Consider the following 24,709-nt stretch of genomic DNA (forward strand, 5'->3'; position numbering starts at 1 on the left):
AATAAGCGTTTAACTACTGAACTTCCTTACCAAAACCCGCTCCTATGCCGGTAGCCATTGGTCATGGCCGCCTGCTAAGCTCGCGGCTTTACCCTGATTGCCCTTTTGGCGCATGAACAAGGAAATAGCATGAAACAGCATCGTTTGGCGGCTGCGGTTGCCCTGGTAGGCCTGGTACTGGCTGGCTGTGATCAACAGACCAGCAGCCCCGAGCTGAAGACTCCGGCACAGAAAGCCTCCTACGGTATCGGCCTGAACATGGGCAAGAGCCTGGCTCAGGAAGGCATGGAAGACCTTGATTCCAAAGCAGTCGCCCTCGGTATCGAAGACGCCGTTGGCAAGAAAGAACAGCGCATCAAGGACGAAGAGCTGGTAGAGGCCTTCACCGCGCTGCAGAAGCGTGCCGAAGAGCGCCTGGCCAAGGCCAGCGAAGAAGCCGCTTCCGCCGGCAAGAAATTCCTCGAGGAAAACGCCAAGAAACCAGGCGTGGTCACCACTACCTCGGGCCTGCAGTACGAAGTGGTCAAGAAGGCCGACGGCCCGCAGCCCAAGGCGACCGACGTGGTCACCGTCCACTACGAAGGCAAGCTGATCGATGGCAAGGTGTTCGACAGCTCCGTCGAGCGTGGCAGCCCGATCGACCTGCCGGTCAGCGGCGTGATCCCGGGTTGGGTCGAAGGCCTGCAGCTGATGCACGTCGGCGAGAAGTACAAACTGTTCATCCCGGCTGAACTGGCCTACGGCGCGCAGAGCCCGAGCCCGCTGATCCCGGCCAACTCGGTACTGGTGTTCGACCTGGAACTGATCGCCATCAAGGATCCAGCTCAACTGCAAGGTGCCGAGCCGGAAGCGGAAGCTCCTGCTGAGGCCCCGGCCGAAGCGCCTGCCAAGTAACACTGGCTGGCCCACGCAAAACGCCCCGTCCTGACGGGGCGTTTTCGTTTGTGCCAGGTGGTTGGACGAACCTGCAACTGCTGATACTGTCCGAGGAAATGCAGCGTGAAGAAGCAGAAGGCTTCTGACGCAAACTGTTTGCGGCGTACGCAACCACGGTGTGAAACGGCTGTGTAAAAAACGCCCGATCTGACCGGGGCCCTTGCCTGGCAGGCACCTGGGGTCGGAAACGTCGCCCTGTTCACAAGGTTATCCACAATAAATGTGGATAACCTTTTCCTCTTGGAGGCTCCATGAGCGCACCTTGGAATTTCGCCCGTTTCCTGCCCTTGGCCGAGCGCCTCCTCAGCCGTGGCCGGTTGCCGGCCTTGCTGTTTGCGGTAGCCCGCAAAGGCCCGCGCATCGGCCAGTTGCGTGAAGATGTGAAGCTGCTGCAGTCGTTGTGCCTGGCCTGGTGGCGCGGCGAGTACCGCGCCATCAGCCCCAGGGCGCTGGTCACCATCGTTGCCGGGCTGCTGTATTTCGTCAGCCCCATCGACGCCATCCCCGACTGGCTGCTGGGCGTGGGCTTTCTGGACGACATCGCGGTGCTGGGCTGGGTGCTGAAGACCGTGGCCGACGAACTGGCGCGCTTCAAGGCCTGGCGTGACAGCCAGGCACCCGAACGGCTGCGCGTGGTCGAGCGCCTGCCGGCCACCCCCGAAGCGCTGCGGTTGGAACGCAACACGCAGTGAAAACTGGCCGCAACCGCAGCGCAACTGCACAGACCCCAGAGTTGGTAATATAATTGGCATAAGGGTTATGCCTACGGATTACATGCTGTAATCCTTTTTAAAGGGGTTTGTAATGGGTATTCAGGTCATCAGCCGGGACGGTCAACCCGAGTACGCCGTCGTTCCCTGGGAGCAGTACCAGGCACTGCTCAAGGCCGCGGGGCAGGCACCTGCCGAGGTGGTTGCCAGTGCAGCGCAGGGCGATGCAGCCAGTGCGCCCTTGCCAGCCTTCAGCGAAGTGGCGCAGATTCGCCAGGCCAAGGGCATTGCGCCTGAGCAACTGGCGCGCAATGTCGGCGTAAGCCCGGCTTACCTGGCCATGATCGAATCGGGCGAGCGCCAGCCGGATGCTGCCATCCGCCGAGCCCTGGCTTGGCATCTGGGGGTAGCTGGCTGGAGCGAGCCATCATGAGCCAGGTCAGGATCAGCCGTCAGCACTGGGATAACCTGCTGGGCGAGCTTGACCTGGCCCGTCGTCAACGTCACCTGCTGACGTATCGAGCGCTGATCGAGCGCTTGCAGTTGCCCAGCCCGGCCATGCAGACGCTGACCGCCGCGCTGGAGTACCTGGCGGTGCTGGATGCCCGCGCCGAGCAGCCATTGCGCAGCTCGCTGGTGATCAGCCAGGGTGCCAGCCGTTTGCCGCGTACCGGCTTCTTTGAATGCGTGGAGCGCCTGGGGCGTTTCTCCGGGCCGGTGGATGGCATGGAGGCGGCGTCGTGGCATGCCTCCGAGGTAGTGCGGGTGTTCGAGTACAGCTACCCCGAAACAGCCTGATTTTTGCCTGTGCCGGCCTCTTCGCGGGTAAACCCGCTCCCACAGGTACAACGCAAGGCTCAAGCCCTGTGGTGAACCTGTGGGAGCGGGTTTACCCGCGAAGAGGCCGGCACAGGCAAAGCATCCCTGTGGATCAGCCCGCAAGCCCTGCCATCGGCATCTACCACTTCCAGTGCATCCAGTTGCTGGTGCCGGCCAAACAATTCCAGCAACTGCCCGATCGTGACATTGAGCCGCACCGTCGGCTGTTCTGCCTGCGGAACATTCATCAGCGCCGGTAGCGGCCGGCTTTCGCGCGTCCCTAGCTCCTGCGGCCGTCCCAGCAGGTAGCCCTGCACCAGGTCCACACCCATCTCCACCAGCACCGCCAGCTCTTCCGCCAGCTCGATGCCTTCGGCAATTACCTGAGCCTTCGACGCCCTGGCAATCTGCAAGATCGAACCGACGAACTCGCGCTTGAGCGGGTCGCGGTGGATGCCGTCGATGAAATGGCGGTCGATCTTCACGTATTCGGGGCGCAGCTCCGACCACAGGCGCAGGCTCGAATAACCCGCCCCCAGATCGTCGATGGCAATCGAGAAGCCCATGTCGCGGTAGTGGTGCAGGGCGTTGGACAGCAGCTGGAAGTCGTCGGTCGGGGTGTGTTCGGTCAGCTCGATTACCACCCGGCTGGGCGGCAGCCCGACCTGTTCGAGCAGCTTCAGGGTCTGACCGGAGGGATAGTGCGGCTCTAGCAGCGACTCCGGCGAGATGTTGAGAAACAGCTTGCCCTGCAACTGCTGTTCGCTGAAACGTCGGCAGGCGCTTTCCCGGCAAGTTGCCTCCAGCTCGGTCAGGCGGCCGGCCTGGCGGGCGATGGTGAAGAGGTTAAGTGGGGCGTGCAGCGGGCTGTTGGACGGCCCGCGGCTCAACGCCTCGTGGCCGAAGACCCGTTGCTCGCTCAGGCACATGATCGGCTGGAACAGACTGTGAATGTTGCGTTGAGCCAGGATGGCACTCAAGGCACTGAGCTGTTCGGCGACGGTCATGACGTTTTCCTGAAAATGAAAGGGCCGGGCGTTTCCACGCCCGGCCCCTCTATTTCACGACAGCGCCATGACTGTTTGATGACAGGTGAAGCTAATTTGCCATCATTGCCGCAGTGCCTTACTTCTTGGCTACCTTGGTGCTCGCACTCAGGTAATCGATCAGAATGCGACCGGTTTCCGACAGGTAGGCATCGTCTTCGGGCTTGGTGTTTTCATCTTCGGTCGGCAGCGCGTCCTCGTCCTCTTTCTTCAGCTCCTTCAGCGGCTCTTCACCCTTGGCCTTGCGGCGGATGTTCTCCAGTGCCAGCTGCTTGGCCTCGATTTCGTCGTGGCGTGCACGGCGGTCCTGCTCGTTGAGGCTGACGGTCTTCTCGTTCATCAGCTTCTGGGTCAGGGCCAGGCGATCACGGATGTAGGTGAACTCCGCGTCCTTGTCGCTGCGCGCTTCATGCTGCGCCTTGAGCTGGGCCAGGAACGGCTTGAACGGGTCGGCCGCCGGCTTGACCACCGGGCGAATGGTGTCCCATGGCATGGCCTCGGGCAGGGCGCTCTCGCCGATTTCCTTGGTGTCGATGATCGACGGGTAGTCGATGTCCGGCAGCACGCCCTGATGCTGGGTGCTCTGCCCGGAAACCCGATAGAACTTGGCCAGGGTAAGCTTCAGCTCGCCATGGTTGAGTGGCTGGATGGTCTGCACGGTGCCCTTGCCGAAGGTCTGGCCACCGATGATCAGCGCACGGTGGTAGTCCTGCATGGCACCGGCGAAGATCTCCGACGCCGAGGCCGACAGGCGGTTGACCAGCAGCGCCAGCGGGCCCTTGTAGAAGGCACCGGGGTTTTCGTCTTCCAGCACATCGACACGGCCGTCGCTGTTGCGCACCAGCACGGTCGGGCCTTTCTCGATGAACAGGCTGGTCAGCTCGGTGGCTTCCTGCAGCGAGCCGCCGCCGTTGTTGCGCAGGTCGATGACCACGCCGTCGACTTTTTCTTTCTGCAACTCGGTGAGCAGCTTCTTCACGTCACGCGTGGTGCTCTTGTACTCCGGGTCACCGGCGCGGTAGGCCTTGAAATCGAGGTAGAAGGCCGGGATCTCGATGATGCCCAGCTTGTAGTCACGCCCGTCCTGCTTGAGCTTGAGCACCGACTTCTTCGCAGCCTGCTCTTCGAGCTTCACCGCCTCGCGGGTGATCGACACGATCTTGCTGGTCTGGTCGCTGGGCGCGTTGCTGGCCGGGATGATCTCCAGGCGCACCACCGAGCCTTTCGGGCCGCGGATCAGCTTGACCACTTCGTCCAGGCGCCAGCCGACCACGTCGACCATTTCCTTGTTGCCCTGGGCCACACCGATGATCTTGTCGGCCGGTGCCACCTGCTTGGTCTTGGCCGCCGGGCCTGCCGGCACCAGGCGCACGATCTTGACCTGGTCGTTGTCGCTTTGCAGCACTGCGCCGATGCCTTCGAGCGACAGGCTCATGTTGATGTCGAAGTTTTCCGCGTTGTCCGGCGACAGGTAGTTGGTGTGTGGGTCGTAGGACTGGGCGAAGGTGTTGATGTAGGCCTGGAAGATGTCCTCGGCACGGGTCTGGTCCAGGCGCGACAGCTGGTTCTTGTAGCGCTTGGTCAGGGTTTCCTGGATCTGCTTGGGTTCCTTGCCGGCGATCTTCTGGCGCAGTACTTCGTCCTTGACGCGTTTGCGCCACAGGTCGTCGAGCTCGGCCTGGTTCTTCAGCCACGGGGCGTCCTTGCGGTCGATCAGCAAGGTTTCCTTGGCGTTGAAGTCGATCTTGTCCACGCCCTTGTTCAGCTCGGCCAGGGCGAAGTCCAGGCGTTGCTTGACGCGGTCCAGGTAGCGTTTGTAGATGGTGAAGCCAGGGTCCAGGTTACCGCTCTTGAGGAAATCGTCGAATTGCGTTTTCCATTTGTCGAATTCGGCGATGTCGGCGGCGGTGAAGTAGCTGCGTGCCGGGTCCAGCAGCTTGATGTAGCTGTCATAGATGATGACCGAGCGGGCGTCGTCCAGCGGCGGCTTGCTGTAGTGGTGGCGCTTGAGCAATTCCACCACGTTGAGGCTGGCGACGATCTCGTCGCGGTCCGGCTGCAGGCTGTCCCACTTGTTGGCGGCCGCCGCATTGCCGCCGAGCGTGAGGCTGCCCAGGCCGATCATCAGCGCCAGGGCGGTGCTTGGGAGGAAATGCTTCATGCTGATTCGACGTGGAGACAATTGATCACGCATAGTAGGCCGTCTTTTCTGTTCACCGGTTGCAAATAACCGGATGCATACTGCAAAAAGCCTGGGGACTTGGCGTTCCCAGGCTCGGTCATATGATTCAACTATGGAGGCACTGTGAAGGCATTGCAAGGCGTTGACGGACATGTGGCCTGGGTCGAGGCCGAACGCCCGACCTGCGACGCAGGCCAAGTGCGCATTCGCGTGGCTGCTGCGGGGCTGAACCGCGCCGATCTGCTGCAGATGAAAGGTTTGTACCCACCACCGCCAGGCGCCAGCCCATACATGGGCCTGGAGTGTTCCGGCGTGATCGAAGAAGTGGGTGCCGGTGCTGACTGGCGGGTAGGTGATCGGGTATGCGCACTGCTGGCCAGCGGTGCCATGGCCGAGGAAGTGGTGGTGGATGCCCGTCACGTGCTGCCGGTGCCCGAGGGCCTGAGCCTGCACGAGGCGGCGGCGTTGCCGGAAGTGTATGCCACTGCCTGGCTGAACATCTTCCAGCTGGGTGGCGTGAAAGCTGGCGAGAAGGTGCTGGTGCACGCTGGCGCCAGCGGCGTTGGCTCGGCTGCCATCCAGTTGTGCAAGGCGTTCGGCAGCCCGGTGTGGGTCAGCGTCGGTTCGCAGGACCGCCTGGCCTACTGCGAGGCGCTGGGCGCCGCCGGTGGTGTGGTACGTAACGAGAACCTGGACGCGCTGGAAGGTTTCGGCCCGTTCGATGTGATTCTTGACCCGGTGGGCGCCAGCTACGGTGAGCTCAACCTCAAGTTGCTGGCGCGTGACGGGCGCTGGGTGATCATCGGCCTGATGGGCGGGCGCAAGTTCGAGCTGGACCTGGCGCAGGTACTGGGCAAGCGCCTGGAGATTACCGGTTCCACACTGCGCAACCGCGATGACGGCTTCAAGGCCGAGTTGTTGCGCGAATTGCAGCAGCAGGTGTGGCCGCTGTTTGCCGAAGGGCGCCTGTCGCCGCAGCTGGTGGATACCTACCCGGTGGAGTTTGCCCAGGCGGCGTATGCCGAGCTTGAGACCAACCAGGTGTCGGGCAAGCTGGTGATGGTGATCGACCCTAGCCTGATGTAAACAGGCCAGGCCTCTTCGCGGGTGAACCCGCTCCCACAGGGATTACCACAGGCTTGAAAACTGTGTGTTCCCTGTGGGAGCGGGTTTACCCGCGAAAGGGCCGGTGCAGGCAATGCGATTACCTCAGACCCAGCTCAGGATCGGCCACTTGTTGATCTCGGCATGCTCGCGCAACACCGCATCCGGGTTCACCACATGCGGATGATCCACCTTCAGCAACAACGGCAAATCGTTGCGCGAGTCGGAATAGAAACTTGCCCCCTCCAGGTTCTCCTGCTCCTGGTCCAGCCACTCCAGCAACCGCGTGATCTTCCCTTCGCGATAGGTCAGTACCCCATGGGTCTTGCCGGTATAAACCCCATTCACCGCCTCCAGTTCGATCGCCAGGAACTCGTCCACGCCCAGCCGCGCCGCAATCGGCCCGACCAGGTGCGTACCTGACGCCGAAATGATCAGGATGCGATCCCCGCGCTTGCGGTGTTCGGCGATGCAGCGGCAGGCGTCGCCGTAGATGATCGGCTCGATCACCTCTTCGACCCACGGCTCCACCAGGTGCTCGACCTCTTCCAGGGTGCGCCCGGCGATCGGCTCCAGGCTGAAGGCCATGTAATCCTCCATCTGCAGGTGGCCCTTGCCATAGGCCTCCATCAACTCATGGTCGCGGCGCACGAATTCCTTGCCGTCGACCCAGCCCAGCCGGGCCATCTGCTCGCTCCACAGCGACGCGCAGTCGCCGTGGATGAGGGTTTCGTCCAGATCGAAAATTGCCAATGCCATGGTGCTTATTCTCCTTAGGCCACTTCCCGTAGCGCCGTGGGGTCGATCGACAAGCTTACCCGTTGCCCGTCCGCATGCAGGTCGGACGGTGAGCGGTTGAGCACGTCGACCACCAGTTCCACCTCGCGCACCCGCACCTTGTAGCGGATCACATTGCCCAGCAGGCTGTGGCTGCGCACTTCGGCGTCCAGTTCGCCGTTGATGCCCAGGGTGATCGACTCGGGGCGGATCGCCAGGCGGCTGGCCACCGGGCGCTGCAGCAGTCGGCTGGCACTGTCGGCGTCGAGCAGGTTGTAGTTGCCGATGAAGCCGGCGGCAAACAGGTCCACCGGCGCGGTGTAGAGGGTTTCGGCGTCGCCGCTCTGGACGATGCGCCCCTGGTTCATCAGGAAGATGCGGTCGGACATGGTCAGCGCCTCTTCCTGGTCGTGGGTGACGAAGATGGTGGTCAGCCCCAGCTCGCGCTGAATGGCGCGGATCTGCTCGCGCAGGTGCTTGCGGATGCGCGCATCCAGTGCCGACAGTGGCTCGTCGAGCAGCAGCAAACGCGGGCGGGTGACCAGCGAGCGGGCCAGGGCCACGCGCTGGCACTGGCCGCCGGACAACTGGTGCGGGTAGCGCCCGGCGAAGTTGCCCAGTTCCACCAGCTCCAGCGCCTCGCGCACCCGGGCCTGGCTCTCGTCGGCTTTGACCTTCTGCATGCGCAGGCCAAAGGCCACGTTCTGCTCCACGGTCATGTTGGGGAACAGCGCATAGCTCTGGAACACCATGCCGATGCCACGCTTTTGCGGGCTCAGCGGCACGATGTCATGGCCGTCGAGCAGGATCTGCCCGCTGTCCACCGGGGTCAGCCCGGCGATGCAGCGCAGCAGCGTGGACTTGCCGCAACCGGAAGGGCCGAGCAGGGTAACGAACTCGCCGCGTTCGATACGGCAGTCGATGTTTTCGAACACCGGGCTGCCGGCGTAGCTTTTTTGCAGTTTCTGTACGCTGACGAAGCTCATGTCAGGTCTTGTCCTTGTTCAGGCGGTTGGCGACCCAGGTCAGTACCAGCACGAAGGCGAAGTAAGAGATCACCAGCGCGCTGTTGAAGTGGCCGCTGCTGTTGCGCATGTTGTTCAGGTACACCTGCAGGGTCTCGTAGCGGGTGCCGACCAGCAGGTTGGCGAACACGAACTCGCCGAACAGGAACGAGAACGACAGCAGCAACGCCACCATCAGGCCCTTGCGCAGGTTCGGCAGTACCACCAGCAGCGCTGCCTGCCAGGTGCTGGCGCCCAGCAGCTGGGCGGCGTCCATCAGGTCGCGCAGGTTGATCGCCTGCAGGTTGTTGGTAATGGCCCGGTACATGAACGGCAGGGCGATGGTGAAGTAGCAGCCGATCAGGATCCACGGTGTACCGACCATGGCCATGGGCCCGCTGCCATACAGCTGCAACAGCCCCACCGACGACACCACCGGCGGCACCGCGAACGGCAGCAGGATGAGGATGTTCATCAGCGCGTCGAGCCTCGGGAAGTGGTAGTGCACCACGAACAGCAGCGGCAGGATCAGCACCACCGACAGCAGCAGCGCGCCCACGCACACCAGAAGCGACTGGCCGAAGGCCGCCAGGAAGCGCGGCTCGCTCCACAGTGCGATGTACCATTTGAAGGTGAGGCCGCTGGGCAGCAGGCTGGCCGACCAGCTGGTGGCCAGCGAGTAGAGCAGGGTGCCGGCCAGCGGCAGCAGCAGGATGAGGAACAGCAGGTAGACCACGGCGCGGTGGTACCAGCCGCCGGAACGGGCGTCAGCGCGCATGGTAGCTCCTTTTCAGCAGCCATTGATGCACCACCGTGACCAGCGTCATCAGCCCCACCAGGACCATCGCCAGGGCGCTGGCCAGGTTGGGGTCGAGGCTGATGTCACCAGCCACCAGGCCGGCGATGCGGATCGGCAGTACGTTGAAGTTGCCGGTGGTCAGCGCGTACACGGTGGCATAGGCACCGAGGGCGTTGGCCAACAGGATGACGAAGGTGCCCAACAGTGCCGGAGCCAGCACCGGCAAGCCGATATGCCGCCAGAATTGCCAGTGGCTGGCGCCCAGCAGCGCGGCCGACTCGCGCCAGTCTTCGCGCAGGGCGTCGAACGCGGGGTACAGCAGCAACACGCCAAGCGGGATCTGGAAGTAGGTGTACACCAGGATCAGCCCGCTCTTGGAATAGATGCTGAAGTCTTCCAGCAGGCCGACCTGCTTCAGCAGCAGGGTCAGCGCGCCATTGAAACCGAGCAGGATGATGAAGGCGAAGGCCAGCGGCACCCCGGCGAAGTTGCTGGTCATGTTGGCGAAGGCGCTGACGAAGTCGCGCAGCTTCGAGTCCACCTGGCGCAGCGAGTAGGCGCCGAGGGTGGCGATGACGATGCCGAACAGGCTCGACCAGAAGCTGATCTCCAGGCTGCGTTGCAGAGCCTGCAAGTAGAACTTCGAGGCGAATACCTTGCTGAAGTTGTCCATGCCCCAGCCCGCTTCCGATTGCAGGCTGTTGATCGCCACCCAGGCCAGCGGGGCAATCTGGAAGATGACGAAGAACACGGCGAACGGTAGCAGGCACAGCAAGGCCAGGTAGCGGCTACGGGCGCTGCCGCGCTTGGGTGTGGTCACTTCAGCAGCTCCCGGCAGACGCTCTTGTCATGCGGCGCGCCAAGCAGCTCGCAGATGGTTCCGCACAGCTCGGTCTGCAGCGGTTTGGCCGCAGGGTCGAGGCTGAAGGCATCGCCGAAGACGAACAGTGGCACTTCGCGTTCCTCGGTCAGCAGGCCATTGTGCGAGCGGTCGTTGTTCATGCCGTGGTCGGCGGTAACCAGTACCTGGTAGCCCTCTTCGAGCCAGGCTGGCAGGTAGTCGGCCAGCAGGATGTCGGCGCTGCGCGCGGCGTTGCGATACTGGCTGCTGTCCAGGCCATGGTGGTGACCGACATCGTCGATGCTCATCGGGTGCACCAGCAGGAAGTTGGGGGCGTGGCGGCGGCGCAGGTACTCGCCGTCGGCCAGCAGGTGCGAATCGGGGTAACGGTCGTCCCAGTAGAACAGCCCGTGCTGGATCGGCAGTTTCGGTGCGTGGGTATGGCGGTCACGCTGCGGGTCGAAGGGCGAGCGGTTGTACAGCTCGCTCATCCAGTGATAGGCCGCCGCCGCAGTGCCGAGGTTGGCCTCGCGGGCGTAGTGGAACACGCTGCGCTGGTTGGACAGGCGGTTGACGTTGTTGTGCACGATGCCGCTGTCGATCGGAGGCACGCCGGTGAGGATGCACTCGTACAGCGGCCGCGACAGCGACGGCAATTCGCATTCCACGCGGTACAGCGCGGCACGGTCGGCCTCGACGTAGGCGTGCAGGTGGCCCATGGCGTGGTGGGCGACCTGGTAGTTGAGGCCGTCGAGCAGGACCAGGATGACGTTGTGTTGCATGGTGGCTCCAGTCATGAATCGCGTTGGCTTCTTCGCGGGTAAACCCGCTCCCACAGGGTTGTGCGCCAGCATTGAGGTGCACGCTGTCCCTGTGGGAGCGGGTTCACCCGCGAAAGGGCCGGATCAGGCACTACAAAAGCTAGCCCCTTACTCCATCTCGATGATCACTTGCTCCTGCCACATCTGCGGCAGTGCCTTGGAGGTCTTTTCCCAGGCCTCGGCATTCTTGATCGGCTGCGCCGCCTTGTACTGCTCATTCGGCAGCAGCTTGGCCTGCACGTCTGCCGGCAGCTTCAGGTGCTCGGCACGGATCGGCCGCGCATGCCCCTTGGCCAGGTTGATCTGCCCGGCGTCGCTGAAGATGTACTCACGCGTCAGCTTGGCCGCATTGGGGTGCTTGGCGTACTTGTTGATGACGGTGGTATAGCCGGAGATCACCGAGCCATCCGACGGGATCAGCACTTCGAAACGCTTGGGGTCGATCTGCTCGCGGTAGCTCAGGCCGTTGAAGTCCCACACCACGCCCACCTCCACCTCGCCCTTCTCCAGGGTCTGGATGGTCGGGTTGGCCAGCGACAGGCGCTTCTGCTGGGCCAGCTTGGTGAACAGCTGCAGACCGGGTGCCAGGTTGGTCTCGTCACCCTTGTAGGCGATCGCCGCAGCCAGCACGCCGTTGGCGGCCTGGGCTGCGGTGCCGACGTCACCAATGGCGACCTTGTACTTGCCTTTTTCCAGGTCGTGCCAGGAGGTTGGCCGCTCGCCTTCCTTGACCAGGTCCTTGTTGATGATGAAGGCGATGGTGCCGGTATAGGCCAGTGCCCAGTGGCCGTCCTTGTCCTTGGCCCAGGTCGGCACCTGGTCCCAGGTGCTCGGCTTGTACGGTTGGCTCACGCCCTTGCTCACGGCGATCGGGCCGAAGGCAGCACCCACGTCGCCGATGTCGGCGCTGGCGTTGTCCTTCTCGGCTTCGAACTTGGCAATTTCCTGGGCCGAGCTCATGTCGGTGTCGCTGTGCTTGAGGCCGTACTTGCTGGCCAGGTCTTCCCAGGTGCCTTTCCAGTTGGCCCAGGCATCGGGCATGCCCACACTGTTGACGTTGCCTTCCTTGCGGGCGGCGTCTTCCAGGGCCTTGAGGTCGGTATCGGCGGCCATGGCCGTGGTACACAGGGCGATGGCCGAACCGAGCAGTGACGCCATGAACAACTTTTTCATCCGAAGCTCCTTGGGTGGGTGCCTTTAGCGATGGTTGTTATGAGTGAAGCCGTTGTCTGGTGACCGTTGGTCTAGGTCAGCAAACCTTGAGCCAAGGTAGGCTGCTTGCGTGACAGTTTGATGTAGGGAAGGGCCGATGACGGCCCTGAAGCTACAGCGTAGACCACGCAGCCGCCCCGGTTCTGCTGGCTTGGCGCGTTTCTGGCAGTGTCTGGCCAAAGCCTTTGTCACGGGATGTTCATCAGCCCTGCCTAGGCTTGCACTATTCTCCAAGTGCCCTGTTCTGGGGCTGGACTAGTCCAGATAGGTAACCTTTGATGCAGTCGATGCCACCGCGTGCGGTAACAGCTATCTGCCACGCCCTGCAGGAACAGATCGAGCACGGCCTGCTGGCGCCGGGCGGCAAGCTGCCGGCCGAGCGCAAGCTCAGCGAGGTGTTCGACACCACGCGCATTACCCTGCGTGAGGCGCTGGTGCAGCTGGAAGCCCAAGGGTTGATCTACCGCGAAGAGCGTCGCGGCTGGTTCGTCGCGCCCGAACGGCTGACCTACGACCTGATCGAGCGCAGCCACTTCCATGCCATGGTCCGCGACCAAGGGCGGGTGCCCAGTACCGGGCTGTTGTCGGCGCGGCTGCAGCCGGCTTCGGCGGCCATCTGTGCGCGCTTGCAGCTGCCGGCGTTGTCCAGCGTGGTGCGTATCTGCCGGTTGCGGCGGATCGATGGGCGAGCGGTGCTGTATGCCGAGCACTACCTCAACCCCCGGTACTTCCCGGAGATTCTCGAACAGGACCTGGCCCAGTCGCTGACCGAGATTTATGGGCGGGTGTATGGCATCCAGTATGGGCAGGTGTGCTTCGAGATCTTGCCGACGGCATTGCCAGTGGAGGCGGCCAGCGCCTTGAAGGTGTCGGCGGGAAGCCCCGGGTTGCATATCACCCGGGTCAACAGTGACCAGCATGGGCACCTGATCGACTGTGATCTGGAGTATTGGCGGCATGATGCCATCCGCATTCGAGCCCAGGCGGGATGAAGTGTTGGCTTCTTCGCGGGTAAACCCGCTCCCACAGGGACCGCACAGGTTTCAGCCTGCACAGTACTTGTGGGAGCGGGTTCACCCGCGAAGAGGCCCTAACTGGAGGAACCGGCAGTCACTACCTGCACTGACAACCTTGGCGTCGCCAAATCCAGCCCCGCCTCGTCCAGCTGCCGCTTCAACGCCAGGTTGAACGCCCGCGAAACCTCCCACTGCTTGATCGGCGCAGTCTTGAACCGCGCCCGCAGGATCGCCGACCCCGACTCGAAGCTCTCCACCCCCTGCAGCTCCAGCGGCGACCAGATGTTGCGGCGCATCAGCGGGTCGTTGCGCAGCTTCTGCCCCACTTCGCGAATCAGCGTGATTGCCTGGTCGATGTTCATGCTGTGCGGGATCGCCACGCGGAAGATCGCGTAGCCGAACTCGCGCGAGTAGTTCTTGATGCTCTTGATCTCGCTGAACGGGATGGTATGCACGATGCCGTCGATGTCGCGCAGGCGCACGGTACGGATGGTCAGCCCCTCCACCGTGCCCAGGTGCCCACCCACATCCACGTAGTCGTCGATGGCCAGCGAGTCCTCGATGATGATGAACAGCCCGGTGATCAGGTCGGCCACCAGTGACTGCGCACCAAAGCCGATGGCCAGGCCGATCACGCCGGCACCCGCCAGCAGCGGGGTGACGTTCATGCCCATGTTGGCCAGGGCGACGATTACCGCAATGATGAAAATGACCACGAACATCACGTTGCGGATCAACGGCATCATGGTTTGCGCGCGGGCGTTGGCCAGGCCCCGGCGCGAACGCACCAAGGCGTGGTGCACGGCGGTGTCGGCAAGGATCCACACCAGCCAGGCGACGATCAGCGTGCCGGCCAGGCCCAGCAGGCGCACGCTTATGTCGTGGCCGTCGCCTTCGGCGAAGCTGATCATCGACAGGCCCCACACGCGCAGCCCCAGCTCGATGAACACCAGCCAGATGAACAGGTGCACCAGCAGGTAGCCGAAGTTGCGCAGGCGCTCGGCGTACACCGCCTGGCGCTTGTTGGCGCGCTTGGGGTTGGCAGCGTGGCGGCGTACCAGGCCGTTGAGCACCATGCACACCACCACCAGCACCGTGCACATCAGTGACTGGCGCAAGGCAGTGCTGGTGTCACCGGCCGAGATGAACGTAGCGAACAGCGAAATCGCCACCAGGATCAGTGCCGGCACGAACCAGAAGCTGCCGAGGATTTCGATGGTGTCGCTGAGCGTGCGCCGGGTCAGGCGCCGTGACAGTGGCTGGTTGCGGATCAGGTGGGCGATCGGGCGGCGGAAACGCAGGATGAACAGCCCCGTGCACAGCGCCGCAATCACGTTGGCCAAGGTGGCCAGCGCGTGGGCCAGGTGGGTGCCGAGGGCGACCGTCAGGCGCGGGTCGCTCATCGCTTCGCCAAACGCGGCGAAGCTGCCGATCAGCCACAGCGGGCGAAACGCCTGGTGGCGCAGGATGTGCAGGGCGCGGTGGCGATGGGGACCGTCGAGCAGCGAGAAGGCGATCACGCAGATGGCCGAGAAGCAGGTGCCGACCACCAGTGCGTAGGCCAGCACCATGGCCAGCGACTTGCCCAGCGACGGCGGCAGCACGAAGCTCAGGTACACGGTGAACACCAGCGCAACCAGCCATGGGCCCAGCTTGCGCAGGGCAAAGCGCACCAGGTCCCAGGTGCGCGGGTGCTGCGGCAGTTCCTCGCTCAGGCCAAAACGCAGGCGTACCCGGTGCCCGACCCAGTTGAAGGCATAGGCCAGCACGCTCCACACGGCGATGATGGCGGCAAAGCCGAACAGGATGGCCGGCCACTGGTGCACCGGCACCACCAGCTCGGTCAGCTCGACCTGGGCCTGTTCGATTTCCGCGGCCCAGCGACGGAACGGGCTGGCATCGCCGCTGAACTGCTTTTCGAAGTCATGCAGGGCGCCGCCGATCAGGCCGAGCACGCCCTGTTCGACGGTAGGTTGCGATTGCCTGGTGGCGTCGCGCAGCTTTTTCAGGTCGGCCAGCAGCTTGGCCCGCTGCTGGTCGTTTTCCAGGTTCTTGATCACCTCGTCCAGCGACTTGCCCAGCGGTTCGCTGGCCTCAGGCTGCGCGGGCGTGCTGCCACCAAGCAGGCCGGGCAGGCCCGCAGCCTGTAGCGGGGTGACAAACAGGAACAGCAGCAGGAACAGGCAACGCAGAAGGGCAGGCACTGGCAAAACTACCTCAGGTCAAACGATTGGCCGAGTGTAGAGGTTCACGACGGCAGTTGCTCCAGGATTTTCCAGCAGGTGAGGCCGAAGATACCCAGGGTGCCGACCCACATCATCAGCACACCGATGTTGCGCTCGCGCAGGCTGAAGCCGATGGTCAGCAGCATGAGGAACAGGAACACCGGCACGAACAGGGAAAGGAACGGGGACATGGACAGCAATCCTTTTGCAGTAGGGCCATGTAACAAGCATAGCGGGTAGCAGGCGAAGCGGGATTGACCTTGGGCAGGTCTGGCCTCTTCGCGGGTAAACCCGCTCCCACAGGCATGGCACAACTGCTGAAAGTTGTGCGGTCGCTGTGGGAGCGGGTTTACCCGCGAAGAGGCCGAGCCTGCCTACATCAACATCAAGGCAACTCGCGGCAACGGTAGAAGGCGCTCAGCACCTTCACCAGGTGCGCCAGGTCATGGCTGCCGCACAGTTCGCGAATCGAATGCATGGCAAAGGTCGGCAAGCCGATATCCACCGTACGCACGCCCAGGTGGCTGGCAGCAATCGGCCCGATGGTCGAGCCACAGCCCATGTCGCTGCGTACCACGAAGCTCTGCACCGGCACTTCCTCGGCCATGCACAGGTGGCGGAAGAACCCGGCGGTTTCGCTGTTGGTAGCGTAGCGCTGGTTGTTGTTCACCTTGATGACCGGCCCGGCGTTGAGCTTGGGCCCGTGGTTGCCGTCATGCTTGTCGGCGTAGTTGGGGTGCACGCCGTGGGCGTTGTCGGCCGACACCATCAGCGAGCGCTGGATGGTACGCACGTAGGCGTCGCCATCCGGCAGCAGGCGCTGCAGGGTCTGCTCCAGCATCGGGCCGTCGGCGCCGCAGGCCGAGCAGCTGCCCACTTCTTCGTGGTCATTGCACACCAACACACAGGTTTCATCGCTGTCGGCGGCCAGCAGGGCCTGCAGGCCGGCATAGCACGACAACAGGTTGTCCAGGCGCGCACCGGCGATGAAGTCGCCGTTCAGGCCCACCAGCGCGGCGTCTTGGGTGTCGTAGAAGCTCAGCTCGTAATCCAGCACCACATCGGCGATCAGCTCGTGCTCGCGGGCCAGTTGCTCGGTGAGCAGGGCGCGGAAGTCGATGCGCTCGTCACCCGCCACTTGGGCAAGGATTGGCGGCAGCTCGTTCTGCGGGTTGATCGCCCAGCCTTCGTTGGCGGTGCGGTTGAGATGGATTGCCAGGTTGGGGATGACTGCGATTGGCAGCTTGAAGTCGATCAGCTGGCTCTCGACCTTGCCGTCACGGCGGTAGGTGACCCGGCCGGCCAGCGACAGGTCGCGGTCGAACCATGGCGCCAGCAGGGCGCCGCCATACACTTCGACGCCCAGTTGCAGGAAGCCCTGGCGCTGCAGCTCGGGCTGCGGCTTGACCCGCAGGCACGGGCTGTCGGTGTGGGCGCCGACCATGCGGATGCCGTTCAGCAACGGTGCCTGCTTGCCCAGCTTGATGGCGATGATCGACGAGTCGTTACGGGTGACGTAGTAGCGGCCGCCAGGCACTGTGGCCCAGCTGTCGCGCTCGTCCAGGCGTTGGTAGCCGGCAGCTTCCAGGCGCTGGGCCAGGCTGGCGGTGGCGTGGAAGGGCGTGGGGGAGGCCTTGAGGAAATCGACAAGGCCAGAATTCAGTGCGTCGCGCATGGCTCACTCCAGACAGCAGTGGCGCGAGTTTAGCGTATTGGGTCAGTAAATTGTGTCTGCCTCTTTGCGGCTAAAGCCGCTCCCACAGGGACCGCACCGCTCTTGAGGGCTGTGCAGTCCCTGTGGGAGCGGCTTTAGCCGCGAAGAGGCCAGTACAGGCAATACGAATTCAGAAAGGCGCAGGGCACTCGAACTTCAACCGCTCCCCGGTTACCGGGTGGGTAAAGCTCAGCATCGAGGCATGCAGGCACAGCCGCTCATGGGCCGCCAGCGCCTCGGGATTGGCATACAACCGGTCGCCCAGCAGCGGGTGCCCGATCGACAGCATGTGCACGCGCAACTGGTGCGAACGCCCGGTAATCGGTGTCAGCTCTACCCGGCAGTAATCACCGCAGCGCTCGACGATGCGCCAGAAGGTCAGCGCATGCTTGCCCTGCTCGTGATCCACCACATGCCGTGGCTTGGTCGGCGGGTCGTAGCGCAGCGGCAGGTCGATGCTGCCGCTGTCCAGCGCCGGCTGGCCCCAGCACAGCGCGGTGTAGGCCTTTTCGGTTTCGCGGTCGTGGAACTGGCGCGACAGCTCACGGTGGCTGTCGGCGTCCCGGGCCAGCAGGATGATGCCGGAGGTTTCCCAGTCCAGGCGGTGCACGATCAGCGCGTCGGGGTAGCCGTTTTCCTGCAGGCGGGTGATCAGGCAGTCCTTGTTGTCCTCGGCGCGGCCGGGTACCGACAGCAGCAGGGTCGGTTTGTTGATCACCAGGATGGCGGCGTCTTCGTGCAGGATCTGGATGTTGGACAGCGGCATTGCAGTATCTCTGTGATATCGGGGAAACCATTGGGGCCGCTTTGCGGCCCATCGCCGGCAAGCCAGCTCCCACAGGTACAGCGCGGACCCTGTGGGAGCTGGCTTGCCGGCGATGGGCTGCAAAGCAGCCCCAATGATCCAGGCCAGGTCGCGAAATCAGCGATCCGGCAAGGTGATGTTCAGCTCCAGAATCGAGCAGCTACCCTGGTTTTCCAGCTCGATATGCACGTCATCGTTGCCGATGTTCACATACTTGCGGATCACTTCCAGCAGTTCTTTCTGCAGCGCTGGCAGGTAGTCCGGTTCGCTGCGTTGGCCGCGCTCGTGCGCCACGATGATCTGTAGACGCTCTTTCGCTACCGACGCGCTGGTCTGTTTCTGTCTGCCACGAAAGAAGTCAAAAAGGTTCATGGTTTACTTGCCTCCAAACAGGCGCGCGAAGAATCCTTGCTTCGGCACTTCGATGAACCGCAGGGGCTTTTCTTTGCCCAGCAGACGGTCGACGGTATCGCTATAGGCCTGGCCGGCATCGCTCTGGTCGTCGAGGATCACCGGGATACCCTGGTTGGAAGCCTTGAGCACTGCCTGGCTCTCGGGGATCACACCCTTGAGCTTGATCGCCAGGATCTCTTCGACGTCGGCGATGCTCAGCATTTCGCCCTTTTCCACGCGCTCCGGGTGGTAGCGGGTGATCAGCAGGTGTTCCTTGATCGGCTCTTCGCCGTTCTCGGAGCGGCGCGACTTGCTCGACAGGATGCCCAGCATGCGGTCGGAGTCGCGTACCGAGGAAACCTCGGGGTTGGTCACCACGACGGCTTCGTCGGCGAAGTACATCGCCAGGTGCGCGCCTTTCTCGATACCGGCCGGCGAGTCGCAGATGACGTAGTCGAAGGTTTCCTTCAACTCCATCAGGACCTTTTCCACGCCTTCCTGGGTCAGCGCGTCCTTGTCACGGGTCTGGCTGGCGGCCAGCACGAACAGGTTCTCGAGGCGCTTGTCCTTGATCAGGGCCTGTTGCAGGTTGGCCTCGCCGTTGACCACGTTGACGAAGTCGTACACCACGCGGCGTTCGCAGCCCATGATCAGGTCGAGGTTACGCAGGCCCACGTCGAAGTCGACGATGACGGTCTTGTGGCCGCGCAGTGCGAGGCCGGTACCAATGGCGGCGCTGGTGGTGGTCTTGCCCACACCCCCCTTGCCGGAAGTAACCACGATAATCTTGGCCAAGGTGTTTCACCCCTAAAATAATCGGGACACAAGTCCCTGCAAAAATACAAATAAATGGCAACGATAAAAAGTTGCACTAAAAATGCTGGCAAGTATCCGTTAAAGACGGGTGATGTTCAACACGTCGCCAGACAGGCTGATTTGCACGCCGGTGCCCCACAGCGGGTCGCGGCGCAAGTCTTCGCAGACCTTGTACTGGCCGGCGATGGAGACCATTTCGGCGGTCATCTGCTGGCAGAAGATACGCGCCTTGGTATTGCCTTTGATGCCGGCCAGGGCACGGCCGCGCATGGCGCCGTACACATGGATGTTGCCATCGGCCAGAAGTTCCGCCCCCGGGCTGACCGAGCTGGTCACCACCAGGTCGCCACCCTGGGCGTAGATCTGCTGGCCGCCCCGTACTGGCGCGGTGATGATGCGGGTCGGGCGCACTTCGGGCTCGAGGATTGGCGGTGGCACAGGGGCCGGCTCGGGCTTCTTCACCTCGGGCTCGGGCTCCAGCGGCCGTTCGCGGGCTCCTGATGGCGGCAGCACCGGCAGGTCGATGGCGATGGCCGCGGCGATGTCCTCGATGCGGTTGGCACGGATGGCCAGGGTACGCAGGCCGTGGTGGCGGCAGATGCGCATCAAGCCGGGCAGGTCGATTGCCCCCTCGTCGGCCGGCAGCTTGTCCAGCGCCAGCACCAGCGGCGTGTTGCTGAAGAAGTTCGGTGCCTGGGCGACTTTGGCCGCCAGTTGGCGGTCGAGGGCTTCAAGGTCATTGCGCGCCAGTTCCAGCACTGTAATGGCGAGCATGCTGCCCTTGAGCTGGAACACGGAGGCGGTGTCGGGTGTGTGGTTTGGGCTCATGGTCTGCATAGACGGCTTGTTGCGAAAAAAGTGCCCTGACTTATAACGATAAGACCGGTTGCCCGCAACATGCGCTGATCCGTTGTAGAATGCGCGGCCTTTGTCTTTCCGGAAGCTTCAATGGAACGCCCGCGTTTTCGTCCCTATTTCCTTCACCCACGTTTCTGGGGCCTGTGGCTGGGCCTGGGCCTGCTGTGGCTGGTGGTCCAGTTGCCGTACCGGGTCCTGTTGAAAGTCGGTGCCGCGCTGGGAGCGGTGATGTACCGCTTTGCCGGTGAGCGGCGGCGCATTGCCGCGCGCAACCTGGAGCTGTGTTTCCCGGAGCTGTCGGTCGACGAACGGCAGCGCCTGCTCAAGGCCAATTTTGCCTCTACCGGTATCGCCTTCTTCGAAATGGCCATGAGCTGGTGGTGGCCCAAGGCCCGGCTGGCGCGTCTGGCCCATGTCGAGGGGCTGGAGCACCTGCAGGCCGCTCAGCAGGCGGGGCAGGGGGCCATCCTGATGGCCGTGCATTTCACCACCCTGGAAATCGGCGCCGCATTGCTGGGCCAGCAACACACCATCGACGGCATGTACCGCGAACACGGCAACCCGCTGTTCGACTTCATCCAGCGCAGCGGCCGCGAGCGGCATAACCTCGACTCGCTGGCGGTGGAGCGCGAGGACGTGCGCGGCATGCTCAAGCTGCTGCGTTCGGGCCGGGCGATCTGGTACGCACCCGACCAGGACTATGGCGCGAAACAGAGCCTGTTCGTGCCGCTGTTCGGCATCCCGGCGGCGACGGTGACTGCCACCACCAAGTTTGCCCGGTTGGGCAAGGCACAGGTGATTCCGTTCACCCAGAAGCGCCTGGAGGACGGCAGCGGCTATCGGCTGGTGATCCACCCGCCGCTGGCGGACTTCCCCGGGGAGAGCGAAGAGGCTGATTGCCTGCGCATCAACCAGTGGGTGGAAAGCGTGTTGCGCGAATGCCCCGAGCAGTACCTGTGGGCGCATCGCCGGTTCAAGTCGCGGCCCGAAGGGGCGCCGCGGCTGTATGAGAAGAAAAAGCGCTGAGCCGTGCTTTGCCTGTGCCGGCCTATTCGCGGGTGAACCCGCTCCCACAGGTATTGCATAGCCTTCAAGGCCTGTGGAGAACTTGTGGGAGCGGGTTCACCCGCGAATAGGTCGGCACTGACAGCACACCAACCCCAGGAAGGACTCCTATGGCCCCACCCCCGGTAACCGGTCTTATCCTTTCTGGCGGCGGCGCCCGCGCTGCCTACCAGGTCGGCGTGCTGGCCGGCATTGCCGAGCTGCTGCCGCCTGGCGCACACAACCCCTTCCCGGTCATCGTCGGCACCTCCGCCGGCGCCATCAACGCCGTCACCCTGGCCAGCGGCGCCACCCATTTCAGCGACGCCGTACAGCGGCTCACCGCCTTCTGGCAGAACTTTCGCAGCCATCTGGTGATCCGCAGCGACTGGCCCGGGGTGGTCCGCCAGGCCAGCCGCTTCGTCGCCCACAACCTGCTGGGCGTGGGTGGCCCGGCGCCAGTGGCGCTGCTGGACAGCAGCCCATTGCGCGGCTTGCTGCAGGCGCACTTGAACCTGGACGGTATCGCCCACTCCCTGGCTGCCGAACAACTGCGCGCCGTTGCGGTAACCGCCTTTGGCTACGAGTCCGGCCAGGCGGTGACCTTCTACCAGGGCCGCGACACCATCGAAGCCTGGTTGCGCCACCGCCGCATCGGCATGCCCACGCCGTTGACCATCGACCACCTGCTGGCCAGCGCGGCCATCCCGTTGCTGTTCGCCCCGGTGCGGCTGGGCGACGAATATTTCGGTGATGGCGCGGTACGCCAATCGGCGCCGATCAGCCCGGCCCTGCACCTGGGCGCCAGCCGAGTACTGGTAGTCGGGGTCAGCGGCAACCCGCAGCGGCCGGCGCCACCATTGCCGACCCAGCGGGTGTTCAGCGGGCAGCAGCCGAGCCTGGCGCAGATCGGCGGGCACATGCTCAACAGTACGTTCATTGACAGCCTGGAAGACGACATCGAGCTGCTTCAGCGCCTCAACCACTTGAGCCACCTGTTGCCGGCGCACCTCGACGCCCGGCGTCTGGGCCTGGCGCCAATCGATGTGCTGGTGGTAGCGCCCAGCCAGCCGCTGGACGAGATTGCCGCGCGGCACCGGCGCGAGTTGCCGGCGGCGTTGCGCATGTTCCTGCGCGGGCCGGGGGCGACGCGTACCAGCGGGGCGGGGGTGTTGAGCTATTTGCTGTTCGAGGCCAGTTATTGCAGCGAGCTGATCGAACTGGGGCGAAAGGATGCCTTGGCCAAGAAGCGCGAGCTTTGCCAGTTCCTGGGGATTTGATGTTGCCTGTGCCGGCCTCTTCGCGGGTAAACCCGCTCCCACAGGGATCGCACGATACCTGTGGGTGGTGCAGTCCCTGTGGGAGCGGGTTTACCCGCGAAGAGGCCTGGCCTGCTTACTCGGCTATCTGCAGTTTGCGCGCCTGGGTATACACATACCGCACCTTCTCGTACTCGAACGGCGAGTTGAGCTGGCCATAGCGGAATTTGGTGCTGTAGCGCTTGTCCACCACGCGCAGCACGGAGATTTCCGGGTGGTCGCTGCTGGCTTCGGCCACGTTCAGGTAGTTGATCGCCTGTTCGCCCGCATAGTCCACCACCAGCCCGGTGGCATCGCGCAGGTTCGACGGCCCCAGTACCGGCAGCATCAGGTACGGCCCGTCCGGTACGCCGTAGAAGCCCAAGGTCTGGCCAAAGTCTTCGCTTTGCCGCGGCAGGCCCATCTTGGTCGCCGGGTCCCACAGCCCACCCACGCCGATGATGGTGTTGAACATCAGCCGTGCGGTGATCTCTGCCGAGCGCTTGGCCTTCAACTGCAACACGCTGTTGAACAGGTTTGGCACGTCGCCCAGGTTGTTGAAGAAGTTGGTCACCCCGGTGCGCACGAAGCGTGGGGTGACGTACTGGTAGCCGCTTACCATCGGCAGCAGCACCCATTGGTCCAGGCGGTAGTTGAAGTGGTAGACGCGCCGGTTGAGCGATTCCAGCGGGTCGTACACATTCAGTGCTTGCAGGGTGGAGCGCTCGAACTCGCGCTGGTCCAGCCCCGGGTTGAATTTCAGCTCGCGCAGCGGGTCGACGAAACCATCGGCCTCGGGCGTCAACGGTGCTTCGGTGACTTGCGGGTCGGCCTCGACCACGCTGGCCCGAGGGGCGGTTTCGGCGGCCATGGCCTGGCCGGCGGCGAACAGGGCAGTGGCAAAGAGGAGTTTGTTAACCACGGAAGAACTCCAGCATGGCGTCACTGTTGACGCGGTAATTGAGGTTGCCGCAGTGGCCGCCATGGGGGTAGAGGGTCAGGCGGTCTCCGAACACCTTGCGCAGGAAGCCGATGTCACCAGGGCCGAGGATGACGTCGTCGGCGTTGTGCATCACGGCGATCTTGTCGCTGCTGCTCAGGTAGTCTTCCAGCGCATACAGGCTTACCTGGTTGACCAGTTGCAGGATGCTGTTGCCGTCGGTGCGGGCGCGCCACATGGGGATGACCTGCTCGGTCATGTAGCAGTCGAAGTCGCACTGCAGGGCGCGCTTGAAGAACGGCGTGAGGCTGCTGCCTTCGGTGATCGGGAACTTCGGCGGAATGATCAGGCCGCGCCGGTTGATCAGGTCGGAGGTGAAGGCAATGTCGGCCGCCGAGAAGCGGAACGAGGTGCCGATCAGCATGGCCATCTGCTCGTTGGACAGGTGCTGGCGCGACTGCTGGAAGTCGTACAGCAGGGCTTCATTGAGGTCGATGTAGCCTTTTTCCTGGAAGTAGCGGGTCAGCTTGGTCAGCATCAGCTCGTAGAAGGTGGTGCTGCGGTCGATGCCCTTGACCTGGGTTTGCACCAGCTTATCCAGGTTGTTGATCGAGGTGTACAGGTTGACCGGCGGGTTCAGCAGCAGCACGCGCTTGAAATTGAAGCTGCGGCGGGTTTCGTCCAGGTGGCTGACGAAGGCAGCGTCGAGTGCGCCCAGGCTGTAGCCGGTGAGGTAGAACTCGCTGATCGGCAGGCGTGGGTGCTGGGCGCGCACGGCCTGCATCACCCGGTACATGTCTTCGGCATCCTCCTGGCTGACGCCTGGGGTGGCGAAGCGCGAGGCGGCGCTCATGAAGTCATAGCTGGTGGGCGAGGACAGCTGCACTACGTGGAAGCCGGCCTGGTAGAACAGCTTTTTCAGGTATTCGTTGATGCTGCTGGTGTAGGGCGCACCGGTGCCGGCGATGATGAAGATCAGCGGCGCCTCGTGGTCCTGGCGGGCCAGGCGGTACTTGAGCTTCTTCACTGCCCAGAAATTGTCGGGCAGGGTGAACTCACGGTCCGGGCGCAGGTTGAGGCTGTAGTCGGACTGGCTGATTTCGTCGTCGCCGGGCAGGGTGGGGCGCTGGTCCGGCGGCGTGGTGGCGATGGTTGCCTCGAACGGGTTGGTCAAGGGGTAGCCATAGCTCGCGGCGTCGATATCCCGCGCCGAAGCGGCCACAGCCATGAGCAGGCCGCCGAGCAAGGCAGCGAGGCGCAAAGATCGAAGCATGTAATCCCCCAAAAGAACGCAAGGTCGAGCAGTGTGCAGGCTAGGACCACAACGGGCCGGGCAAAGTTGCCAGCTG

At 63.5% G+C, this 24,709-nt stretch carries 25 protein-coding genes; 8 read left to right on the plus strand and 17 right to left on the minus strand.

Features of this window, described 5'->3' with window-relative positions:
- Window positions 1-129: 129 nt before the first annotated feature.
- The 4 genes from RIN61_RS18095 (at window position 130) to RIN61_RS18110 (ending at window position 2,444) form a co-directional block, all read left to right on the plus strand.
- Window positions 130-894 carry a BamJ family beta-barrel-assembly machinery protein gene (locus RIN61_RS18095; RefSeq protein WP_112249353.1) on the plus strand — a complete coding sequence of 255 codons (765 nt, stop codon included), beginning with the start codon at window positions 130-132 and terminating at the stop codon, window positions 892-894.
- A gap of 293 nt (window positions 895-1,187) precedes the next feature.
- A complete protein-coding gene (locus tag RIN61_RS18100) occupies window positions 1,188-1,628 on the plus strand; it encodes a YkvA family protein (RefSeq protein WP_112249352.1) in 441 nt (146 codons plus the stop codon).
- A 112-nt stretch (window positions 1,629-1,740) separates the two neighbouring features.
- Window positions 1,741-2,079 (plus strand): helix-turn-helix domain-containing protein, encoded by a 339-nt coding sequence (locus RIN61_RS18105; protein ID WP_112249351.1) that lies wholly within the window; start codon window positions 1,741-1,743, stop codon window positions 2,077-2,079.
- A complete protein-coding gene (locus RIN61_RS18110) occupies window positions 2,076-2,444 on the plus strand; it encodes a hypothetical protein (protein WP_013971408.1) in 369 nt (122 codons plus the stop codon). Before RIN61_RS18105 ends, RIN61_RS18110 begins: the two co-directional genes overlap by 4 nt.
- A 59-nt stretch (window positions 2,445-2,503) precedes the next feature.
- Here RIN61_RS18110 and RIN61_RS18115 read toward each other — a convergent pair whose 3' ends face one another.
- Window positions 2,504-3,472, minus strand: a complete 969-nt coding sequence (locus RIN61_RS18115) for an EAL domain-containing protein (RefSeq protein WP_313853220.1) — start codon at window positions 3,470-3,472, stop codon at window positions 2,504-2,506.
- A gap of 118 nt (window positions 3,473-3,590) precedes the next feature.
- Window positions 3,591-5,672, minus strand: a complete 2,082-nt coding sequence (locus RIN61_RS18120; RefSeq protein ID WP_181457283.1) for a carboxy terminal-processing peptidase — start codon at window positions 5,670-5,672, stop codon at window positions 3,591-3,593.
- 144 nt (window positions 5,673-5,816) lie between these two features.
- On the opposite strand from RIN61_RS18120, the gene RIN61_RS18125 reads away from it, so the two are divergent.
- Window positions 5,817-6,779: an NAD(P)H-quinone oxidoreductase gene (locus RIN61_RS18125; protein WP_112249348.1), complete on the plus strand. Its 963-nt coding sequence runs from the start codon at window positions 5,817-5,819 to the stop codon at window positions 6,777-6,779.
- 123 nt (window positions 6,780-6,902) lie between these two features.
- Here RIN61_RS18125 and RIN61_RS18130 read toward each other — a convergent pair whose 3' ends face one another.
- From RIN61_RS18130 to RIN61_RS18155, 6 genes are all read right to left on the minus strand, one after another.
- On the minus strand, window positions 6,903-7,556 hold the full coding sequence (locus RIN61_RS18130; RefSeq protein WP_215520386.1) for an HAD family hydrolase: 654 nt from the start codon (window positions 7,554-7,556) through the stop codon (window positions 6,903-6,905).
- A 14-nt stretch (window positions 7,557-7,570) separates the two neighbouring features.
- Window positions 7,571-8,560: an ABC transporter ATP-binding protein gene (locus RIN61_RS18135; RefSeq protein ID WP_215520387.1), complete on the minus strand. Its 990-nt coding sequence runs from the start codon at window positions 8,558-8,560 to the stop codon at window positions 7,571-7,573.
- 1 nt (window position 8,561) lies between these two features.
- Window positions 8,562-9,356 carry an ABC transporter permease gene (locus tag RIN61_RS18140; RefSeq protein ID WP_013971414.1) on the minus strand — a complete coding sequence of 265 codons (795 nt, stop codon included), beginning with the start codon at window positions 9,354-9,356 and terminating at the stop codon, window positions 8,562-8,564.
- Window positions 9,346-10,197 carry an ABC transporter permease gene (locus RIN61_RS18145; RefSeq protein WP_252379453.1) on the minus strand — a complete coding sequence of 284 codons (852 nt, stop codon included), beginning with the start codon at window positions 10,195-10,197 and terminating at the stop codon, window positions 9,346-9,348. The genes RIN61_RS18140 and RIN61_RS18145 overlap by 11 nt, the downstream gene beginning before the upstream one ends.
- Complete coding sequence (locus tag RIN61_RS18150) at window positions 10,194-11,000, minus strand: alkaline phosphatase family protein (RefSeq protein ID WP_207877088.1); 807 nt, start codon at window positions 10,998-11,000, stop codon at window positions 10,194-10,196. The genes RIN61_RS18145 and RIN61_RS18150 overlap by 4 nt, the downstream gene beginning before the upstream one ends.
- A gap of 147 nt (window positions 11,001-11,147) precedes the next feature.
- Window positions 11,148-12,212 (minus strand): ABC transporter substrate-binding protein, encoded by a 1,065-nt coding sequence (locus RIN61_RS18155; RefSeq protein WP_313853229.1) that lies wholly within the window; start codon window positions 12,210-12,212, stop codon window positions 11,148-11,150.
- A gap of 317 nt (window positions 12,213-12,529) precedes the next feature.
- Here RIN61_RS18155 and RIN61_RS18160 point away from each other — a divergent pair, with 317 nt between their 5' ends.
- Window positions 12,530-13,243 (plus strand): UTRA domain-containing protein, encoded by a 714-nt coding sequence (locus RIN61_RS18160; RefSeq protein WP_112249341.1) that lies wholly within the window; start codon window positions 12,530-12,532, stop codon window positions 13,241-13,243.
- A gap of 98 nt (window positions 13,244-13,341) precedes the next feature.
- Here the strand turns inward: RIN61_RS18160 and RIN61_RS18165 are convergent, their stop codons facing one another.
- The 7 genes from RIN61_RS18165 to minC form a co-directional block, all read right to left on the minus strand.
- A complete protein-coding gene (locus RIN61_RS18165) occupies window positions 13,342-15,471 on the minus strand; it encodes a mechanosensitive ion channel family protein (RefSeq protein ID WP_313853232.1) in 2,130 nt (709 codons plus the stop codon).
- A gap of 44 nt (window positions 15,472-15,515) precedes the next feature.
- Entirely contained in the window at window positions 15,516-15,683 is a 168-nt protein-coding gene (locus RIN61_RS18170; RefSeq protein ID WP_166674223.1) for a hypothetical protein, read from the minus strand.
- A 194-nt stretch (window positions 15,684-15,877) separates the two neighbouring features.
- Complete coding sequence (locus RIN61_RS18175; RefSeq protein WP_133970634.1) at window positions 15,878-17,167, minus strand: M18 family aminopeptidase; 1,290 nt, start codon at window positions 17,165-17,167, stop codon at window positions 15,878-15,880.
- Between the two features lie 169 nt (window positions 17,168-17,336).
- Window positions 17,337-17,972 carry an RluA family pseudouridine synthase gene (locus RIN61_RS18180; RefSeq protein WP_112249338.1) on the minus strand — a complete coding sequence of 212 codons (636 nt, stop codon included), beginning with the start codon at window positions 17,970-17,972 and terminating at the stop codon, window positions 17,337-17,339.
- A gap of 156 nt (window positions 17,973-18,128) precedes the next feature.
- Window positions 18,129-18,383, minus strand: a complete 255-nt coding sequence (minE, locus tag RIN61_RS18185; protein WP_003252572.1) for a cell division topological specificity factor MinE — start codon at window positions 18,381-18,383, stop codon at window positions 18,129-18,131.
- A 3-nt stretch (window positions 18,384-18,386) separates the two neighbouring features.
- Window positions 18,387-19,199, minus strand: a complete 813-nt coding sequence (minD, locus tag RIN61_RS18190; RefSeq protein WP_133970635.1) for a septum site-determining protein MinD — start codon at window positions 19,197-19,199, stop codon at window positions 18,387-18,389.
- A 99-nt stretch (window positions 19,200-19,298) separates the two neighbouring features.
- Complete coding sequence (minC, locus tag RIN61_RS18195) at window positions 19,299-20,057, minus strand: septum site-determining protein MinC (RefSeq protein ID WP_112249336.1); 759 nt, start codon at window positions 20,055-20,057, stop codon at window positions 19,299-19,301.
- Window positions 20,058-20,168: 111 nt separating this feature from the next.
- Between minC and RIN61_RS18200 the strand changes: the two genes are divergently transcribed.
- Window positions 20,169-21,104, plus strand: a complete 936-nt coding sequence (locus RIN61_RS18200) for a lipid A biosynthesis lauroyl acyltransferase (RefSeq protein ID WP_133970636.1) — start codon at window positions 20,169-20,171, stop codon at window positions 21,102-21,104.
- A gap of 149 nt (window positions 21,105-21,253) precedes the next feature.
- Window positions 21,254-22,402 (plus strand): patatin-like phospholipase family protein, encoded by a 1,149-nt coding sequence (locus RIN61_RS18205; RefSeq protein WP_112249334.1) that lies wholly within the window; start codon window positions 21,254-21,256, stop codon window positions 22,400-22,402.
- Window positions 22,403-22,517: 115 nt separating this feature from the next.
- Here RIN61_RS18205 and RIN61_RS18210 read toward each other — a convergent pair whose 3' ends face one another.
- Window positions 22,518-23,342, minus strand: coding sequence for an MlaA family lipoprotein (locus RIN61_RS18210; RefSeq protein WP_112249333.1), 825 nt, complete (start codon window positions 23,340-23,342; stop codon window positions 22,518-22,520).
- Entirely contained in the window at window positions 23,335-24,633 is a 1,299-nt protein-coding gene (locus RIN61_RS18215) for a ferredoxin reductase domain-containing protein (protein WP_112249332.1), read from the minus strand. The genes RIN61_RS18210 and RIN61_RS18215 overlap by 8 nt, the downstream gene beginning before the upstream one ends.
- Window positions 24,634-24,709 lie beyond the last annotated feature (76 nt).

Source organism: Pseudomonas inefficax (genome assembly GCF_032164165.1).
Classification (GTDB): Bacteria; Pseudomonadota; Gammaproteobacteria; order Pseudomonadales; family Pseudomonadaceae; genus Aquipseudomonas; species Aquipseudomonas inefficax.

Excerpts from the sequence above, each read along its gene's own strand:
- RIN61_RS18100 (WP_112249352.1), top strand. The coding sequence starts at position 1,188 with ATGAGCGCACCTTGGAATTTCGCCCGTTTCCTGCCCTTGGCCGAGCGC.
- minC (WP_112249336.1), bottom strand. The coding sequence starts at position 20,057 with ATGCAGACCATGAGCCCAAACCACACACCCGACACCGCCTCCGTGTTC.
- RIN61_RS18200 (WP_133970636.1), top strand. The coding sequence starts at position 20,169 with ATGGAACGCCCGCGTTTTCGTCCCTATTTCCTTCACCCACGTTTCTGG.
- RIN61_RS18120 (WP_181457283.1), bottom strand. The coding sequence starts at position 5,672 with ATGAAGCATTTCCTCCCAAGCACCGCCCTGGCGCTGATGATCGGCCTG.
- RIN61_RS18110 (WP_013971408.1), top strand. The coding sequence starts at position 2,076 with ATGAGCCAGGTCAGGATCAGCCGTCAGCACTGGGATAACCTGCTGGGC.
- RIN61_RS18180 (WP_112249338.1), bottom strand. The coding sequence starts at position 17,972 with ATGCCGCTGTCCAACATCCAGATCCTGCACGAAGACGCCGCCATCCTG.
- RIN61_RS18160 (WP_112249341.1), top strand. The coding sequence starts at position 12,530 with ATGCAGTCGATGCCACCGCGTGCGGTAACAGCTATCTGCCACGCCCTG.
- RIN61_RS18205 (WP_112249334.1), top strand. The coding sequence starts at position 21,254 with ATGGCCCCACCCCCGGTAACCGGTCTTATCCTTTCTGGCGGCGGCGCC.
- minE (WP_003252572.1), bottom strand. The coding sequence starts at position 18,383 with ATGAACCTTTTTGACTTCTTTCGTGGCAGACAGAAACAGACCAGCGCG.
- RIN61_RS18215 (WP_112249332.1), bottom strand. The coding sequence starts at position 24,633 with ATGCTTCGATCTTTGCGCCTCGCTGCCTTGCTCGGCGGCCTGCTCATG.
- RIN61_RS18135 (WP_215520387.1), bottom strand. The coding sequence starts at position 8,560 with ATGAGCTTCGTCAGCGTACAGAAACTGCAAAAAAGCTACGCCGGCAGC.
- RIN61_RS18175 (WP_133970634.1), bottom strand. The coding sequence starts at position 17,167 with ATGCGCGACGCACTGAATTCTGGCCTTGTCGATTTCCTCAAGGCCTCC.
- RIN61_RS18115 (WP_313853220.1), bottom strand. The coding sequence starts at position 3,472 with ATGACCGTCGCCGAACAGCTCAGTGCCTTGAGTGCCATCCTGGCTCAA.
- RIN61_RS18155 (WP_313853229.1), bottom strand. The coding sequence starts at position 12,212 with ATGAAAAAGTTGTTCATGGCGTCACTGCTCGGTTCGGCCATCGCCCTG.
- RIN61_RS18095 (WP_112249353.1), top strand. The coding sequence starts at position 130 with ATGAAACAGCATCGTTTGGCGGCTGCGGTTGCCCTGGTAGGCCTGGTA.
- RIN61_RS18130 (WP_215520386.1), bottom strand. The coding sequence starts at position 7,556 with ATGGCATTGGCAATTTTCGATCTGGACGAAACCCTCATCCACGGCGAC.
- RIN61_RS18105 (WP_112249351.1), top strand. The coding sequence starts at position 1,741 with ATGGGTATTCAGGTCATCAGCCGGGACGGTCAACCCGAGTACGCCGTC.
- RIN61_RS18150 (WP_207877088.1), bottom strand. The coding sequence starts at position 11,000 with ATGCAACACAACGTCATCCTGGTCCTGCTCGACGGCCTCAACTACCAG.
- RIN61_RS18140 (WP_013971414.1), bottom strand. The coding sequence starts at position 9,356 with ATGCGCGCTGACGCCCGTTCCGGCGGCTGGTACCACCGCGCCGTGGTC.
- RIN61_RS18170 (WP_166674223.1), bottom strand. The coding sequence starts at position 15,683 with ATGTCCCCGTTCCTTTCCCTGTTCGTGCCGGTGTTCCTGTTCCTCATG.